Origin of the sequence: Mesorhizobium sp. STM 4661 (genome assembly GCF_000359125.1) — a bacterium.
Taxonomy (GTDB): domain Bacteria; phylum Pseudomonadota; class Alphaproteobacteria; order Rhizobiales; family Rhizobiaceae; genus Mesorhizobium.
Map to the genome: position 1 here is coordinate 92,258 of NZ_CAAF010000069.1, position 15,701 is coordinate 107,958.

Annotated in this window: 15 protein-coding genes; 3 read left to right on the forward strand and 12 right to left on the reverse strand. The window is 62.3% G+C overall.

Translation table 11 applies throughout. The features are described from left to right. Window positions 1–177 precede the first annotated feature (177 nt). The 6 genes from MESS4_RS23350 to MESS4_RS23375 form a co-directional block, all read right to left on the reverse strand. Window positions 178–531: a DoxX family protein gene (locus tag MESS4_RS23350; RefSeq protein ID WP_244441191.1), complete on the reverse strand. Its 354-nt coding sequence runs from the start codon at window positions 529–531 to the stop codon at window positions 178–180. Between the two features lie 95 nt (window positions 532–626). Continuing rightward, window positions 627–1,085, reverse strand: coding sequence for a carboxymuconolactone decarboxylase family protein (locus MESS4_RS23355; protein WP_006336325.1), 459 nt, complete (start codon window positions 1,083–1,085; stop codon window positions 627–629). 19 nt (window positions 1,086–1,104) lie between these two features. Further along, window positions 1,105–1,623: an Rrf2 family transcriptional regulator gene (locus MESS4_RS23360; protein WP_006336326.1), complete on the reverse strand. Its 519-nt coding sequence runs from the start codon at window positions 1,621–1,623 to the stop codon at window positions 1,105–1,107. A 389-nt stretch (window positions 1,624–2,012) separates the two neighbouring features. After that, complete coding sequence (preA, locus tag MESS4_RS23365) at window positions 2,013–3,326, reverse strand: NAD-dependent dihydropyrimidine dehydrogenase subunit PreA (protein ID WP_036241930.1); 1,314 nt, start codon at window positions 3,324–3,326, stop codon at window positions 2,013–2,015. Window positions 3,327–3,328: 2 nt separating this feature from the next. Continuing rightward, window positions 3,329–4,693 carry an NAD(P)-dependent oxidoreductase gene (locus MESS4_RS23370; protein WP_006336328.1) on the reverse strand — a complete coding sequence of 455 codons (1,365 nt, stop codon included), beginning with the start codon at window positions 4,691–4,693 and terminating at the stop codon, window positions 3,329–3,331. A 115-nt stretch (window positions 4,694–4,808) separates the two neighbouring features. Further along, on the reverse strand, window positions 4,809–5,528 hold the full coding sequence (locus tag MESS4_RS23375) for a gamma-glutamylcyclotransferase (RefSeq protein ID WP_006336330.1): 720 nt from the start codon (window positions 5,526–5,528) through the stop codon (window positions 4,809–4,811). A gap of 192 nt (window positions 5,529–5,720) precedes the next feature. Here MESS4_RS23375 and MESS4_RS23380 point away from each other — a divergent pair, with 192 nt between their 5' ends. Next, the gene (locus tag MESS4_RS23380) at window positions 5,721–6,497 is read left to right on the forward strand and encodes a VOC family protein (RefSeq protein ID WP_006336334.1); all 777 of its coding nucleotides are present in this window, start codon (window positions 5,721–5,723) and stop codon (window positions 6,495–6,497) included. A 103-nt stretch (window positions 6,498–6,600) separates the two neighbouring features. On the opposite strand, the gene MESS4_RS23385 is transcribed toward MESS4_RS23380, so the two are convergent. Then, window positions 6,601–7,221 carry a hypothetical protein gene (locus tag MESS4_RS23385; RefSeq protein WP_244441192.1) on the reverse strand — a complete coding sequence of 207 codons (621 nt, stop codon included), beginning with the start codon at window positions 7,219–7,221 and terminating at the stop codon, window positions 6,601–6,603. A 66-nt stretch (window positions 7,222–7,287) separates the two neighbouring features. Here MESS4_RS23385 and MESS4_RS23390 point away from each other — a divergent pair, with 66 nt between their 5' ends. Beyond that, on the forward strand, window positions 7,288–7,680 hold the full coding sequence (locus MESS4_RS23390; RefSeq protein ID WP_006336339.1) for a DoxX family protein: 393 nt from the start codon (window positions 7,288–7,290) through the stop codon (window positions 7,678–7,680). Between the two features lie 22 nt (window positions 7,681–7,702). On the opposite strand, the gene MESS4_RS23395 is transcribed toward MESS4_RS23390, so the two are convergent. Together MESS4_RS23395 and MESS4_RS23400 are read right to left on the reverse strand one after the other, a co-directional pair. Next, window positions 7,703–10,144, reverse strand: coding sequence for an FAD-dependent oxidoreductase (locus tag MESS4_RS23395; RefSeq protein WP_006336341.1), 2,442 nt, complete (start codon window positions 10,142–10,144; stop codon window positions 7,703–7,705). Between the two features lie 73 nt (window positions 10,145–10,217). Then, window positions 10,218–11,756 (reverse strand): trimethylamine methyltransferase family protein, encoded by a 1,539-nt coding sequence (locus MESS4_RS23400; RefSeq protein WP_036241942.1) that lies wholly within the window; start codon window positions 11,754–11,756, stop codon window positions 10,218–10,220. Window positions 11,757–11,973: 217 nt separating this feature from the next. Between MESS4_RS23400 and MESS4_RS23405 the strand changes: the two genes are divergently transcribed. After that, complete coding sequence (locus tag MESS4_RS23405; RefSeq protein ID WP_036241933.1) at window positions 11,974–12,564, forward strand: transglycosylase SLT domain-containing protein; 591 nt, start codon at window positions 11,974–11,976, stop codon at window positions 12,562–12,564. A gap of 91 nt (window positions 12,565–12,655) precedes the next feature. Here the strand turns inward: MESS4_RS23405 and MESS4_RS23410 are convergent, their stop codons facing one another. The 3 genes from MESS4_RS23410 to MESS4_RS23420 all read right to left on the reverse strand — a co-directional run bounded on the left by MESS4_RS23410 (window position 12,656) and on the right by MESS4_RS23420 (window position 15,689). Beyond that, the gene (locus tag MESS4_RS23410) at window positions 12,656–13,093 is read right to left on the reverse strand and encodes a TA system VapC family ribonuclease toxin (RefSeq protein ID WP_006336346.1); all 438 of its coding nucleotides are present in this window, start codon (window positions 13,091–13,093) and stop codon (window positions 12,656–12,658) included. After that, window positions 13,090–13,317 (reverse strand): hypothetical protein, encoded by a 228-nt coding sequence (locus MESS4_RS34060; protein WP_006336361.1) that lies wholly within the window; start codon window positions 13,315–13,317, stop codon window positions 13,090–13,092. The genes MESS4_RS23410 and MESS4_RS34060 overlap by 4 nt, the downstream gene beginning before the upstream one ends. Before the next feature lie 167 nt (window positions 13,318–13,484). After that, a complete protein-coding gene (locus tag MESS4_RS23420; RefSeq protein WP_006336362.1) occupies window positions 13,485–15,689 on the reverse strand; it encodes an ABC transporter ATP-binding protein in 2,205 nt (734 codons plus the stop codon). Window positions 15,690–15,701 lie beyond the last annotated feature (12 nt).

Below are 15,701 nucleotides of genomic sequence, written 5' to 3' on the forward strand. Positions count from 1 at the left end.
CGACGCGCGCAGACCCCGGGATCCATGCCGTGACCTCAGAGCGCTGCTGGGGTACAGAATTCTGCTCCGCTGCATTCCTCGGTTGAGGTCACGGCATGGATCCCAGGGTCTCCGCAACGCCGCTTCGCGGCTGCTACGCCTGGGATGACGAAGCTGAGGGGCTGCGGCCAACCAACGTTACGCGCTACGCAGCTCTTGCGGCATCGCATCGAGCAAATGCTGCGCAACATTGCCGACAAAGCCGTTGATGCGGGACGCGCGATCCAGACCTTGATGGTCCCGGAAATTGTGGAACATCGGCGTGGCAACGATCAGGAACAGCACGAGTGCCGCACAAGCGGTTGCGGTCCAGAACCCGGCTATCACCATTGCCCCGGCAACGACCTGCAGGACGATGCCGAGCCATAGCATGAGCCGTGCCTGCGGCACGCAGCGCATGGCCATGAGTTGGGTCAGAAAGGCTGCGTTCTGGATGTTGCGCACGCCGGCGAAAACAAAGGCGCCGCCGAGCAGCAGGCGGCCGAGAAACATCAAGGCCGAAGCCGTGTCCTCAATCATGGAAGCCTCCCTTCCAAAACGATTGGAGCGCGGCCTTGTCGGCGGCGCTCCAGTACACTGTCGGTCGATCAGGCGGCCTTGGCCGACGGCATCGGATGAAGGGCGTGGAACGGGACGCAAAGCCGGTTCCAGGTATTGATCATGCCGATCGCCACCGACAGCTTGACCAGTTCCTCTTCCGAGAAATGCTCCAGCGTCCTTGCATAGAGTTCGTCCGAAACACCGTGGTCGGCGATCTTCGTCACCGCTTCGGTCCAGGCGAAGGCCGCGCGTTCGCGCTCGGAAAACAGCGGCGATTCCTTCCAGGCAGAGACCAGATAGAGCCGCTGCTCGGTCTCGCCGTCGCGCCCAGCCTCGCGGCTGTGCATCTCGACGCAATAGGAGCAGCCATTGATCTGCGATGCCCTGAGCTTGATCAGATGCAGCAGGCTCACCTCGAGCCCACATTCGTCGACCGCCTTGTTGAGCGCCGACACCCCCTTCATGATCTCCAGCGCCTTGGCGAAAAATTGCAGCCTCTGTTTCATCGTCTTTCCTTTCACATACTCATGCTTGCTTGGTTGAACTGGATTTCTGCCGCCGTTGGTGGCGTGCAACGAAGGCGCAGCTCGCGGCAAACGATCTGGGATCGCCTTCTTCAGCGTAATTCGCCACGATGTCGGACAGCCTGGTTTCGGCAAGCGCTGCCCGATAGGCGCGCTCGGCCTTCAGCATCGCGGCATTGATGCCGCAGCGCTTGACATAGGCCGAGGCATCGATCCTGAGCGGGCCGTTGCGGCGAATTTCGCTGCAGCGAAATGCCGGTTCGCGCCCTTCGATGGCCAGCACGATGTCGAGGAGCGTGATGCGTTCCGCCGCCCGCGCCAGCCTGTAGCCACCCGCCGGACCCGGCACCGATTCCAGGATGCGCGCTGCTGTCAGCATGTTGAGATGTTTCAGCAGATAGCTCGGCGACAGGCCGAAAGCCTCGGCCAGCGCCGCGCCGGGCATGGTGCTGTTGCCATCGACGCTCGCCAGCGTGGCCGCGCAGTGGATGGCCGCTTCAACGCCCTCGCCCAGCCTCATGATGCCGATCTCCTATTCATGGATATTTTTTATCGTGGATAGATTTTATCTGCAATAGGAAAGTGGAGTATCTCCACATGTTCGCGATGGCCACGCGAGTGAGGTTTCCGAGGCGCAAAGGTCCAGTGGTTTTCGGCACGCTGCGCAGGAGTTCCTCGCCCCCGCAAGCGGGGGAGAGGTGGCCCGGCGAAGCCGGGACGGAGAGGGGGGACGACCTTCGCGAAGTCAGAAGCGCAGGGGAAAGGCACGAGCAAGATAAAAGGCCATCAGGACTTTGGGCAGTTCCCAGTCGTCCCGAAGGCCCCTCTCCGTCCCGGCTTCGCCGGGCCACCTCTCCCCACTTCGTACCCACTTCGTGGGGCGAGGAACCCAAATTCTGCGAAGGCAGCCTACTCCGCCGCCACCTTGGCCATCGGGTTGTTCGGATGCGTCGTCCAGTTGGCGTAGACCGGCGATACCGGCTTGCCGGTGCGCTGGTCCATCACGCCCACCGCCAGCGGCTCCATGGTGATGCAGTTCTCCACCGGGCAGACATTGACGCAGAGATTGCAGCCGACGCATTCGGCCTCGATCACCTCGAAATGCCTGACGCCGTCGACCATGTTGGTGATCGCCTGGTGAGACGTGTCCTCGCAGGCGATGTGGCAGCGGCCGCATTTGATGCAGGCCTCCTGGTCGATATGCGCCTTGGCGATGTAGTTGAGGTTGAGATACTGCCAGTCGGTGACATTGGGCGTGGCGCGGCCGATGATGTCGTCGAGCGAGGCATGGCCCTTCTCGTCCATCCAGTTTTCCAGGCCGGCAATCATCTCCTGCACGATCTTGAAGCCATAGGTCATCGCCGCCGTGCACACCTGCACATTGCCGGCGCCGAGCGCCATGAATTCGGCGGCGTCCCGCCATGTCGTGATGCCGCCGATGCCGGAGATCGGCAGGCCATGCGTTTCCGGATCGCGGGCGATCTCGGCCACCATGTTCATGGCGATCGGCTTCACCGCCGGACCGCAATAGCCGCCATGCGAACCCTTGCCGTCGATCGTCGGCTCTGGTGCGAAACTGTCGAGATTGACGCCGGTAATCGAATTGATGGTGTTGATCAGCGACACCGCATCGGTGCCGCCGGCAAGGGCCGCACGCGCCGGCTTGCGCACATCGGTGATGTTGGGCGTCAGCTTGGTAATGACAGGCATGCGGGTGTTGGCCTTGCACCAGCGCACCACCATTTCGATGTATTCCGGCACCTGGCCGACGGCGGCACCCATGCCGCGTTCCGACATGCCGTGCGGGCAGCCGAAATTGAGCTCGATGCCGTCAGCCTCGGTCTCCTCGACCACCGGCAGGATCGCCTTCCACGCGTGCTCCTCGCACGGCACCATCAGCGAGACGACGATGGCGCGGTCGGGCCAATCCTTCTTGACCTGCTTGATCTCGCGCAGATTGACCTGCAGGGCGCGGTCGGTGATCAGCTCGATGTTGTTGAGGCCGAGCAGGCGGCGGTCGGCACCCCAGATCGCGCCGTAACGCGGACCGTTGACGTTGACCACCGGCGGCCCTTCTTCGCCGAGCGTCTTCCACACCACGCCACCCCACCCTGCCCTAAAGGCGCGGATGACATTATAGGCCTTGTCGGTCGGCGGCGCCGAGGCCAGCCAGAACGGATTGGGCGATTTGATGCCGACGAAATTATTTCTGATGTCTGCCATGCTCATGCCCTCCCGTTCGAGGTCAGTGCCCGGTGGATCGATTCCGCCGCATCGCGGCCTTGCGCCACGGCCGAGACGGTCAGGTCGTCGCCGCCAAAGATGCAGTCGCCGCCAGCCCAGACGTTGGCCAGCGAGGTGCGCCCATCGGCATCGACCTTGATGCGGCCGGCTTCCAGCGCGAACGAGGCCCCGCTGCCGTTGAGCGCCGAGGGAATAAAGCTCTGGCCGATCGCCTTGAACACCTGATCGGCGGTAAGCGTCAACCGCTCGCCTGTGCCGACGAGTTTCTCGCCCTTCATCGCCGTGTATTCGAGTTCGATGGCACTCACCTTGCCGCCTTCAGCGATGACGCGCTTCGGCTGCAGCCAGTGACGGATGGTGACACCGTTGGCGGCCGCCAGATCCTGTTCGAACGCAGAGGCATTCATGTGCTCCTGGCCGCGCCGGTAGCAGATCGTCACCTCCTCGGCGCCGAGCAGCTTCGACTGCACCGCCGCGTCGATCGCCGTCATGCCGCCGCCGATGACGACGACGCGCCGGCCGACCGGCAGACTGGCAAGATCGCTGGCCTGGCGAAGCTCCGCGATGAACTCCACTGCATTGGTGACGCCTTGCGCCTCCTCGCCATCGGCGCGCAACGCATTGACGCCGCCAAGCCCCATGCCGAGAAACACCGCATCGTAATTCCTGATCAGGTCCGACAGCTGGTAGTCGCGGCCGAGCGCCTTGCCGTTCTGGATGTCGATGCCACCGATCGAGGTGACATAGTCGACCTCGGCCTGGGCGAAATTATCGATGCTCTTGTAGGCGGCGATGCCGTATTCATTGAGGCCGCCGGCTTTAGGACGGGCTTCCAGAATGGTCACGTCGTGACCATGGCGGGCAAGCCGATGCGCGGCGGCAAGCCCCGCCGGCCCGGCGCCGACCACGGCGACCGTCTTGCCGGTCGAGGCGGCGCGCGGATAGAATTGCTTGTTCTGCGCCATGGCGACATCGGTGGCGTAGCGCTGCAGCCGGCCGATCTGCACCGGCTTGCCTTCCGCCACTTCGCGCACGCAGACCTCTTCGCACAGCGTCTCGGTCGGGCAGACGCGGGCGCACATCCCGCCCAAAATATTCTGGTCGAAAATCGTCTTGGCCGAGCCGATCGGATTGCCGGTGGCAATCTGGCGGATGAACAGCGGGATATCGATCGAGGTCGGGCATGCATTCATGCACGGCGCGTCGTAGCAGAAATAGCAGCGGTCGGATTCGACCAGCGCCTCATGATGATCGAGCGGCGGATGCAGGTCGGAAAAATTATCCGCATATTGTTCGGGCGAAAGCCGGCCGCCGGCAATGCCCTGCTTGAAATGACCAGTCGCCATTCCTCTTCCCCTTGTTTTCGTTTTGGGGAAGGCTAGCACGTTTTATTTTTTTATCAATTGGTCAATTTTCAACGCAAGCCACTGAAAAGCCTCGATAAAAACATGATATTTTTACTCATGTTATTGAGTTCGGCATGCCGGCCTCAGGGGTGCTGCCATGGATCGACCGGATCTCGTTTGCGACCAAGTCCTGCAGCCGCCACAGATTGCGGTCGCGAATGCCGAACGCTTCGAGGTGACTGACCGTGTTGTAGAGATATTCCGCACCCGATCCGACATGCCCGCACGCCCTGGCCAGCACCTGAGCCACACTCTCCAGCGGCTGCCTGAGCGAGGTGCCTCTGCCGGTCACGCCGACCCAGAAGCCCAACGCCCGCAGCGACCCTTGAGCAGTGCGCACAGGAAGCCATCTGACCGTGGCGACACTCTCGTGATCATCGATTTCGCGCCGCAACAGTGTTTCGATCTGGGCCGGCTTTTCGCCTTCGGGCAATCGGTAGATCACGCCATTACACCGCCCGCCCCGCTCCAGCGCCATCATCAGGCCCGGCTGTGCGACACTGCCGCGCCAGCGCGCAATGTCGAGACAGAAGGAGCGGTGCCAGCCGAAAGCGGTGGCGCGCTGCTGTTCGACGGATTCGAAGGCCGGCTTCCAGATCAGCGAGCCATAGGCAAACACCCACAGCGAACCTTCGTCGGCCTCGCCCGACAGCCGCAGGGCAAGCGTCCGGAAATCCTCGTCGGTCAGTTGCGTCCAGCTGCCATCGGGACCGGGATCTGCCTCCTCCCGATGACACAATGCGACAAGCTCCGGCGTGAGCGACATCAAGCGCATGGATCGACCCCCGTTGAAGGTAAACAAAGTCGAAAACCGCGACACGCGCAAGATTGCGAACGAGGGGCACCTTGCCGCCATCGATTTCTGGTCCAGTTGTCGGATTTCCGTCGCCAAGATCGTCCTAGGATGGATCGAACCGCAATCCACAACTGGAAACCGCCCACGACTGGAAACATAAGGAGCACGACAATGCCGGAGTCCCCCATGCCCTTCTTCTGGTACGAGCTGATGACCACCGACCTCGACGCCGCCGAGGCCTTCTATACGGCTGTGGTCGGCTGGACAGCCCAGCCCTTCGACGCCGGACCAGGCATGCCGCGCTACATCGTCATGAATGTCGGCGAGCGCGGCGTCGCCGGGCTGATGACGCTGCCTGAGGACGCCGCCAAGATGGGCATGCCGCCGGCCTGGCTCGGCTATATCCACACCAGGGATGTCGACGCCTCGACGCAATCGTTGAAGAAGGCCGGCGGCACGGTTCACCGCGAACCCGACGACATTCCGAGCGTCGGGCGCTTCGCCGTCGTCGCCGATCCGCAAGGTTCGACCTTCATGTTGATGCAGCCGACCGGCCCCGATCAGCCAACTGTGCCGGCCACCACGCCAGGCCATATTGGCTGGCATGAACTCTATACATCGGACTGGAAGGCAGCGTTCGATTTCTACGCCGGGCAGTTCGGCTGGGAGAAGGGCGATGCGATGGACATGGGGCCGATGGGCATCTACCAGACCTTTTCCGCCGGCCCCGAATCCGGCGGCGGCATGATGAACAAGCCGGAGCAGATTCCAGTGCCGGTCTGGATGTTCTACTTCAACGTCCCGGCCATCGATGCGGCCGCCAAGCGCGTCACCGATAATGGCGGCAAGGTTCTGATGGGTCCGATGGAGGTGCCGACCGGCCAATGGATTGTGCAATGCCAGGACCCGCAAGGCGCGCATTTCGCGTTGCTTGCGCCTGGGCGGTAACTGGCGGGCATCGCGTTAAGGCGCAAAGTTTGCGATCCTTCGCGCCCCTCTGTCCTACCGGACAGAGGGGGCGCTGTCACTCCGACCTCACGCTCCTTGAGAGTCATTCCGGCGCCAGCACAGCAATCTTGAGGGTCTCTTTCTTGGCGCCGCTGAGCTGGATGGTCGCCGGGCCGGCGGCCAGCTTGAAGCGCACGCTCTTGCGGATCCCCGGACAGGTCTTCATACCGCTGAAAGCCGCCAACTTTACGGCTTTGCCGTCCTGAACGACATCGATCCAGGCCTCATCGGACAGGCTGATCTGGAGCTCTCCCTCCAGGGGCACGGCCACGCTTGCCGTCGCGCCGAATGTACCGGCTGCCGGCGCGCGTTCCGGCGGAACGGTGAAGCTGATCGTGTCGACCGGCGCCAACGCCACATCCGCAGCCTCGCCGACCGAAAGGTCAGTGCCGGACTGCGCGACGGGCGCCGCCGCAAACAGGGCCTCCTCGCGCGTCACCGGCCATTTGAAAGCAGCACAGCCGGCGTCGTCGGCCATGGTGACGCTGGTGCCTGCGAGGATGGCGAATAGGCTAACGACGACTTTTCTCATGGCAAACGGAACCCACATGGTTTGGAGTGTCTGGATATCAATACAACCATAGCGATTTTTATACAACCCTAGCGAGAAAAATATTAAAGAACGAGGAGCATTTCCAATCACCGATTGTTGATGGCAGGCCATGCGAAGTGAATGGTCCCTTGCCGGGCGATAATCTATGGCCGGTTCGGGGGTAAAATGGAGTTTTGGATGAAGCTTTTTTACGGTCTTGCCAGATATCAGCCGCAGGCTCTGGCCGCATTACGCATCATGACGGCGCTGCAATTCATCGAACATGGCACGCAAAAACTGTTCAATTTTCCCGTCAGCGACCATGCCGGTGCCCTGAGCGGGCTGACGCTGACCGCGGGCATCCTCGAATTCGCCGGCGGCATTCTCCTGGCGCTTGGGCTCTTCACCAGGCCGGTGGCCTTCCTCCTGGCCGGCGAGATGGCGATCGCCTATTTCATGGCGCACATGCCGCGCGACTTCTTCCCCATCAACAATGGCGGCGATTTGGCAATCTCGTTCTGCTTCATCTTCCTCTATCTGGCGGTTGCCGGTCCCGGCGCCCTCGCCCTGGACAACCGCCGCAACGCTTGAGGCGTCAACAGGCAACGCACCTTCATCCGCGCATCCGCTCGAAATTGGCGTCGAACAGCGGCGTGGCCTGCATGCGCGCGGCATGACGTTTTCCCAGGAGCTCGATCTCGAAACCGTCGGTCTCCTCGGCGATCTCCTTCGGCACATAGCCCATGGCGACGGATTTCTTCGAATGATGCGCATAGCCGCCTGACGTGACCCAGCCGCGCACGGCGCCGTCATGCCAGATCGGCTCGTCACCGATGACATCGGCATCAGCGGCATCGACGACAAAGGCGCGCAGCCTGAGCTTGCCGCCCTGCTTGCGCTCGGCAAGCGCGCCGGCCTTGCCGATGAAGTCGGCGTCCTTGCCATAGGCGACGAAACGGTCGAGCCCAGCCTCCAGCGGCCCGTAGATCGGACGGTATTCGCGCGCCCAGGAGCCGTAGTTCTTTTCCAGCCGCAACGCGTTGAGCGCGCGCGAGCCGAACAGGCCGATCGAAAATTCCTCGCCGGCCGCCATCAGGGCCTGGAACGCGGCGCGCTGATATTCCGCCGCCACCCACATCTCGTAACCGAGATCGCCGGTGTAGCTGACGCGCCCGACCAGGCACGGCGCCATGCCGATATCCATCCTGGCGATGGCCATGAATGGAAACGCCGCATTGGAGACATCCGCCCGCGTGACCTTTGCCAGGAGTTCCCGGGCTTTCGGTCCAGCGATCGACAGCCCTGTCAGTTTCGGCCCGAGCGCCTCGATACGGACCGAGCCGTCGTCGGGCAGATGCGCCTCGAACCAGCGCATATGGTATTGCTCGGCGACGCCGGAGCCGGCGAGGAACCAGCCTTCTCCGTTGGAATTGAGGCCGCCGAGATTGGCGAGCGTGAAGTCGCCGATGAGCCTGCCATCGTCCTTCAGCATCGGCGCCAGCGTCATGCGGCCCGGCTTCGGCAATTTGCAGGCAAGCAGACGGTCGAGCCATGCGGCGGCCCCCTCGCCCGTCACCTTGTATTTGGCGAAGCTCGAAATCTCCGCCAGGCCGACGCCTGAGCGAACCGTCTTCACTTCCCTTGCGACATGCGTGAAATCGCTCGAGCGCCGCCACGAGAACTCGTCCCTGACGCCCTCCGGCGCGTACCACAGCGGCACTTCCAGCCCATAGGCCACGCCCCACTGCGCGCCCTTGGCCGACAACAAATCGTAGACCGGCGTCGTCTTGAGCGGCCGCCCGGCAGGCAGCTCCTCGTTGGGGAAGCGGATCGAAAACCGCCGCGAATAATTCTCGCGCACCTTGGCGTTGGTATAGGCCATCGTCGCCCAGTCGCCATAGCGCGAGACGTCCATGGCCCAGATGTCGGCGCCGGGATCGCCCTCGATCATCCAGTTCGACAAAGCGAGACCAACGCCGCCGCCTTGCGAAAAGCCGGCCATGACGCCGCACGCGACCCAGAAGCCCGGCAGGCCGCGCACCGGCCCGACCAGCGGATTGCCGTCGGGCGCGAAGGTGAAGGGTCCGTTGATGATCTGCTTGATGCCGGTGTTCTGGAAAGCCGGGAAGTGCCGGAAGCCGACTTCCAGCGACGGCGCGATGCGGTCGATATCCGGCTCCAGCAATTCATGGCCGAAATTCCATGGCGTCTGGAACTCGGACCATGGCTTGTTGGCCTTCTCGTAGGTGCCCATCAGCATGCCGCCGCGCTCCTGGCGCAAATAGAGCTCACCGTCGAAATCGACCGCGTGGATGATCTCCGTGCCGGTCTTTTGGTTCCAGGCGGCGACCTCCGGCATATCCTCGGTGATCAGGTACATGTGCTCCATGGCCAGCACCGGCAGTTCCAGCCCGACCATGCGGCCGACCTCGCGCGCCCACAGGCCGCCGGCGTTGACGACATGCTCGGCCACCACCTCGCCCTTGTTGGTGATGACGCGCCACAACCCGTCGGCGCGCCGCACGATGTCCTCGACCTTGGTGAAACGCTCGACCTCAGCACCGAGCTTGCGTGCGGCCTTGGCATAGGCATGGGTGACGCCCGATGGATCGAGATGGCCGTCCTCCTTGTTGCGCACCGCGCCGACGAACTGCTTGGGGTCGATGAGCGGCATCAATTCGGCCGCCTCATCAGGCGAAATTTCCTCGAGGTCGATGCCGAGATAGCGGCCCTTGGCGACGACGCCGCGCAGCCAGTCGAGCCGTGCTTCGGTCGCGGCCAAAAGCACGCCGCCGGTCAGATGCACGCCGGTCGCCTGGCCGGACAGTTCCTCGATCTCCTTGTAGAGCGAGATCGTGTATTTCTGCAGCTTGGCGACGTTGGGATCGCCATTGATCGTATGCATGCCACCGGCGGCGTGCCAGGTCGATCCGGAAGTCAGCTCATCGCGCTCCAATAGAACGACATCGGTCCAGCCATGGCGGGCGAGATGGAACAGCACGGAGCATCCGACGACACCGCCACCAATGACCACGACCTTTGCATGCGATTTCATGGGTTTTTCTCGTTATTTCAGTGAGTTGGATGGTTGAGTGGATTCAAGATGGGAGGAATTGGCAAGAGCAGCATCACGGCTCGCCCTGCCCGATCGCTTCCTTGCGCTCGGCAACATACGCTTCCAGGGCTTCGCGCACGGCAATATCCGTCACCGGCTCGACATAGTCTTCCAGCGCCTTCTTCCACAGTCGCGTCGCGCGCGCCGTGGCGTCGAGCCCGCCGGCCTCCTGCCAGGCTTCGTAGTTCTGCCAGTTGGACAGCATCGGCTGGTAGAAGGCGGTGGCGTAACGCTCCAGCGTGTGCGGCTCGCCGAAGAAATGGCCGCCGGTCGGCACCGCCCCCAGCGCCTCGACGGCAAGCTCGGCCTCATTGACCTCGATCGGGCGCAGGAACTCCATCATGTGCTGGATCATCTCGACATCGATGATGAACTTCTCGAACGACGCGGTCAGCCCACCCTCCTGCCAGCCGGCGGCGTGATAGACGAGATTGCCGTGGCCGAGCACTGCCCCCCACAACGCCATCAGCGTTTCATAGGCGCCTTGCGCGTCGGCGGCGTTGGAGGCCGAGCCCGGCGTCGTCCGGTAGGGCAGATTGTAGCGCCGCGCCAATTGCCCCGAGGCGATGTTGGCCTTAGTGTTTTCGGGCGTGCCGAAGGCCGGCGCACCCGACTTCATGTCGACATTGGAGGTGAAGGCGCCATACATGACCGGCGCGCCGGGACGCACGAGCTGCGTCAGCACCACGCCGAACAGCGCCTCGGCATTCTGCTGTGCCAAAGCGCCGGCAAGTGTCACCGGGCTCATCGCCCCCATCAGCGTGAATGGCGTCACCGCCACCGACTGGCCGAATTCGGCCATGGTCATCAATCCCTCGGCCATCATCTCGTCGAAGCGGCGCGGCGAGTTGACCGAAATGATGGTGGTAATGCCGGGATCGTCGCGCATCTGGTCCAGCGTCAGCCCGCGCGAGATCGCTATCATCTCGATGCCGTCAAGCGCCCTGCCCCGGCCGATGGCCGAGACGTGAAAGCTTTTGTCGGTCAGCATCAGATTGGCAAAATATGTATCGAGATGGCGCGAATTGGCCGGCAGTTCGACAGGTGCGCAGACCTGGTTGCCGAGCATGTGGATGCAGTTGAAATGCTGCGCCAGCCGGACGAGATCTGAATAGTCGCGCAAGTTTCCGGCACGGCGGCCGCGCTCCATGTCGTGCACATTGGGCGGCCCGGCAACCAAAGTGAAATTGATCGTGTTGCCGCCGAGATGGACGGTGTGGGCGGGATTGCGCGGCGTCAGCGTGTAGTTCGACCGAGTCGTCTTCAGCACTTCCTCGATCATGCCCCGGTCGATGCGGACATTCATCGACGCATGATCGACCTTGGCGCCCCCTTTCTCGAACAGCGAAAGCGCCCGCGGGCTCATCACCTCGATGCCGAAATTCTCCAGAATGTGCATCGACGCCTGATGGATCGCCTCGATCTGATCGGCCGAAAGCATCGCCATTGGCGGATAGGGATTGGTGACGCGGCGCAACGGCAGTTGCGGAATGGCGGCCGGTCCCCTGTTGCTGGTTCGCTCGGCGCCGCGCTTGCGTCTTGGTTCAGTCATGCGCGGCATCAAAGCGCCGTGGCTCAAACCAGGCTGTCAGAAATCCGCCGTCTGCGGGCGTGATTTTAGCCAAGGCGGCACGCAGGCAATTTCCGCCCGACAAAAGCGACAGGAAAGGTCGGAATATTCATCCTCGCTCGCCTGGGCCATGGCAGCGGATGAGCGATTAAGAAACGCAGCAAGATTCCTTTCATGTTTTCGGCCTATTCGTCGTCCAATGCGTAGGTCGAGTTTTAGTAAAATTGTAGCTGTCGCCGTGTTGCTGGCACTGTCGGCCTGCGCCACACCGCCAAGCCATATCAACGATGTCTGTGCCGTGTTCGACCAGAATGACGGCTGGTTCGGCAATTGGCAGGCGGCCGCCGAACGGGCCGAGCAGAAATACGGCATACCGGTCCCCGTGCTGATGGCGACGGTGCGCAAGGAATCCGGCTTCAAGAGCAACGCGAGGCCGCCGCGCACCAAACTGCTTGGTTTCATTCCGTGGAAACATGTCTCCAGCGCCACCGGCTTCTCGCAGGCGCTGGACGGCACATGGTCGCAATATCAGAGCGAGACCGGCAATTGGGCGGCGCGGCGGACAAAATTCGCCGATGCCGTCGATTTCGTCGGCTGGTATCATTCCAAGACCGCCGATACCTTCGGCGTTGCCCGCAACGACACCTACAACCTTTATTTGGCCTACTATCTCGGCTGGACAGCCTATGGCCGGGGCAACCGGAGCGATGCCGGCGTCCAGAACTATGCGCGGGCCACTGAAAAGATGGCTCGCGACTACGCTGACCAGTTAAGGCAGTGCGGCAACTGAATCTGCCGGAGCAGCTTTTTTGCAGCCAGGTGAAATCACTTGGCATTGTTGATCCAATGTTGAACTCGGATCGGGAACAGATTTCAGCGATTCACTCGGTCGGGATAATGTGAAGAACCGACTTTCCTCCCTTTACCGCCGCCGTAGACAATTTTCGATCGAAGGTTGCCAACTTACCGTCACGCGTCTTGGCAAGCGCCAGCAGATAACTATCTGTGACTTGCGCCGAGGTCAGGATCTTGCCCGCATCGATGTCGGCGGAGCCAACCAGACTGACGTCGTCCGGCCAGAACTGATGTCCGGCAAGTGTGTGCAATTTTTCGACGATCTGCGCAACGACTGCGGGCGAACCGGGAGAATTGGGGTATTTGGGATTACCCACGATCCTGATGACACCATTCTCCGTGATAGGGCTCGTGGCCCATGAGGAATGTCCGGTGTATTCGAACCATCGATGGGCATCGTCATGCGCAACATGACCGGGATCGATCAGCGCAATCAAAACATTGACGTCGAGCAGAAAGGTCACGGCAACTCGTCGCGAAGCGTATTGACCGTTTCGAGATCAACCATCGGGCTGCCGGGCCGGGATGAAAGCAATGGAATGCCGTTGCGCTCACCGCCAGCCTGAGGCCGACGCAGCGAACGGCGGACAAGGTCGGAAATGACCTCGCCAACGCTGCGATCCTGCTGCTGCGCCATGGCCTTGGCGGCAAGGAGTACATCGTCGTCGATCGCAAGTGTCGTTCTCACAATGCACCTCCTTTCTGCGCATCAGACATCACGCATCACATAGGGCTACAAACAGAAATACTCAAGGGGATGTGGCATGCCCTTCCTTGGCACATACGAGATATCGCGGCGCTTCGGAGGCAATGCGCCAACTGACCGCGCCGAGGATTTAGAGCCCCTGCCGCTCGTCAGTTCGGCTTCTTGCCGCCTGGACGCTTCGGCGGAGCACCAGCGAAGCCCGGACCACTGCCGTGCGGCGCGTCCTCCGGCACGCCCTCATGCGCGGCGTGCTCCTTGTCGAACTTGATCACCGGCTCCATTGTCGCCAGCACGTCGTCGGCAAGCCAGCACAGGCTCATATGGCCGTCGCCCAGGTTCTTCACCGGTGGAACCTTGGTCTCGCACAGATTGTCCGGCACCAGCTTCTTGTAGCCGCAGCGCGTCTGGAACGGACAGCCACTCGGCGGGTTCATCGCCGAGGGGATGTCGCCTTCCAGCACGATGTGTTTCTTCACCACGCTGGTGTCGGCGATCGGGATCGCCGAGAGCAGCGCCTCGGTGTAGGGATGATAGGGCGGCGCGAAGATCTGGTCTGTCGTGCCCTGCTCGACGATATAGCCGAGATACATGACGACGACGCGGTCGGCGATGTAGCGCACGACGGACAGATCGTGGCTGATGAACAGCATCGTCGTCTTGTTCTTGCGCTGGATGTCCATCAAGAGTTCGGTCACCGCCGCCTGCACCGACACGTCGAGTGCCGAGACCGGCTCGTCGGCCACCACCACCTTGGCGTCGCCGGCAAAGGCCCGCGCCACGCCGATGCGCTGTTTCTGGCCGCCTGAAAGCTGGCGCGGCTTGCGGGTCTCGAACGCCCTCGGCAGCTTCACCAGGTCGAGAAGTTCCAGCATGCGCTTGCGGCGGTCGGCGACGGAGTTGCCGACATTGAACTTTTCCAAGGTGCGGATGATCTGCGAGCCGACCGAGTGGCTGGGATTGAGGGTGTCGAACGGATTCTGGAACACCATCTGGATCGACGATACCGTCTCGACGCTGCGCTTCTCGACGCCGGTCGACTGGATCTCCTTGTTGCCCAGCGTCACGCTGCCGGAGCTTGCCGTCTCCAGCCCGAGCAGCACCTTGGCCAACGTCGACTTGCCGCAGCCGGACTCGCCGACGATGGCGACGGTTTCGGATTCGCGCGCCATGAACGAGATCGTCTCGTTGGCCTTGACGACGCGGCCTTCGCTCGAACCGAACACTTCGTTGCCGCCGACCTTGTAGTATTTCCTGAGGTCTTCGATCTTGAGCACCGGCGCGCCGGGCACGACACGCTCGTTGACCTTCTTGGCGCCGGGCGGCAGCGCCTCCCAATCGATTTCGTTGAAGCGCACGCAGCGCGAGAAATGACCCTCATGGCCTTCGACAGCGATCATCGGGATTTCGGCGGCATTGCAGACGCCTTCGACGAAATGGTGACAGCGCGGACCGAAATTGCAGCCCTTCGGCCGCTCGTGCGGCAGCGGCAATTGTCCCGGGATGGAGATCAGCGGCCGCGAATTCTTGTCGGCGCCGGGCAGCGGGATCGAGCGGAACAGGCCTTGCGTGTAGGGATGGCGCATCCGGTCGAACACGTCCTTGATCTTGCCGGTCTCCACCGCTTCGCCGGAATACATGACCGTGATGCGGTCGCAGGTCTCGAGGATCAGGCCGAGATTGTGCGACACGAAGATCATCGAGGTGCCGAACTTCTCGCCAAGCCCCTTGACCAGGTCGACGATGCCCGCCTCCACCGTCACGTCGAGCGCCGTCGTCGGCTCGTCGAGCAGAAGCAGCGCCGGCTTCGACAACAGCGCCATGGCGATGACGATGCGCTGCTGCTGGCCGCCGGAAAGCTGGTGCGGATAGGATCGCATCATGCGCTCGGGATCGGGCAGCCTTACCGAGCGCACCATTTCCAGCGCGCGTTTATGAGCCTCTTCCTTCGACACCTTGTCGTGGATCAGCGGCACTTCCATCAATTGCTGGCCGACCTTCATCGCCGGGTTGAGGCTCGCCATCGGCTCCTGGTAGATCATCGCGATCTTGTTGCCGCGGATGGCGCGCAGTTCCTCGTCGGACAGTTCGCCCATGTCCTTGCCCTGGAACTTGATCCGGCCACCGACGATCTTTCCGATGTTGGAGAGGTCGCGCATGATGCCGAGCGAAACGGTCGACTTGCCGCAGCCGGATTCGCCGACAATGCCCATCGCCTCGCCGGGCATGACGGTGCAGGAAAAGTCCATGACGGCAGGTATCTCGCCCTTGCGGGTGAAGAAGGAGATGGACAGGTTCTCGATCTCGATGATCGGCCCATCGGTCGGCTTGCCGGGATTTCGAACTGCCTCATTCATGGGTCGCTCCAA

Bases quoted from the DNA above. Each gene is read 5' to 3' on its own strand.
- MESS4_RS23350 (WP_244441191.1), bottom strand. From the start codon at position 531: ATGTTTCTCGGCCGCCTGCTGCTCGGCGGCGCCTTTGTTTTCGCCGGC.
- MESS4_RS23355 (WP_006336325.1), bottom strand. From the start codon at position 1,085: ATGAAACAGAGGCTGCAATTTTTCGCCAAGGCGCTGGAGATCATGAAG.
- MESS4_RS23360 (WP_006336326.1), bottom strand. From the start codon at position 1,623: ATGAGGCTGGGCGAGGGCGTTGAAGCGGCCATCCACTGCGCGGCCACG.
- preA (WP_036241930.1), bottom strand. From the start codon at position 3,326: ATGGCAGACATCAGAAATAATTTCGTCGGCATCAAATCGCCCAATCCG.
- MESS4_RS23370 (WP_006336328.1), bottom strand. From the start codon at position 4,693: ATGGCGACTGGTCATTTCAAGCAGGGCATTGCCGGCGGCCGGCTTTCG.
- MESS4_RS23375 (WP_006336330.1), bottom strand. From the start codon at position 5,528: ATGCGCTTGATGTCGCTCACGCCGGAGCTTGTCGCATTGTGTCATCGG.
- MESS4_RS23380 (WP_006336334.1), top strand. From the start codon at position 5,721: ATGCCGGAGTCCCCCATGCCCTTCTTCTGGTACGAGCTGATGACCACC.
- MESS4_RS23385 (WP_244441192.1), bottom strand. From the start codon at position 7,221: ATGGCCTGCCATCAACAATCGGTGATTGGAAATGCTCCTCGTTCTTTA.
- MESS4_RS23390 (WP_006336339.1), top strand. From the start codon at position 7,288: ATGAAGCTTTTTTACGGTCTTGCCAGATATCAGCCGCAGGCTCTGGCC.
- MESS4_RS23395 (WP_006336341.1), bottom strand. From the start codon at position 10,144: ATGAAATCGCATGCAAAGGTCGTGGTCATTGGTGGCGGTGTCGTCGGA.
- MESS4_RS23400 (WP_036241942.1), bottom strand. From the start codon at position 11,756: ATGACTGAACCAAGACGCAAGCGCGGCGCCGAGCGAACCAGCAACAGG.
- MESS4_RS23405 (WP_036241933.1), top strand. From the start codon at position 11,974: ATGCGTAGGTCGAGTTTTAGTAAAATTGTAGCTGTCGCCGTGTTGCTG.
- MESS4_RS23420 (WP_006336362.1), bottom strand. From the start codon at position 15,689: ATGAATGAGGCAGTTCGAAATCCCGGCAAGCCGACCGATGGGCCGATC.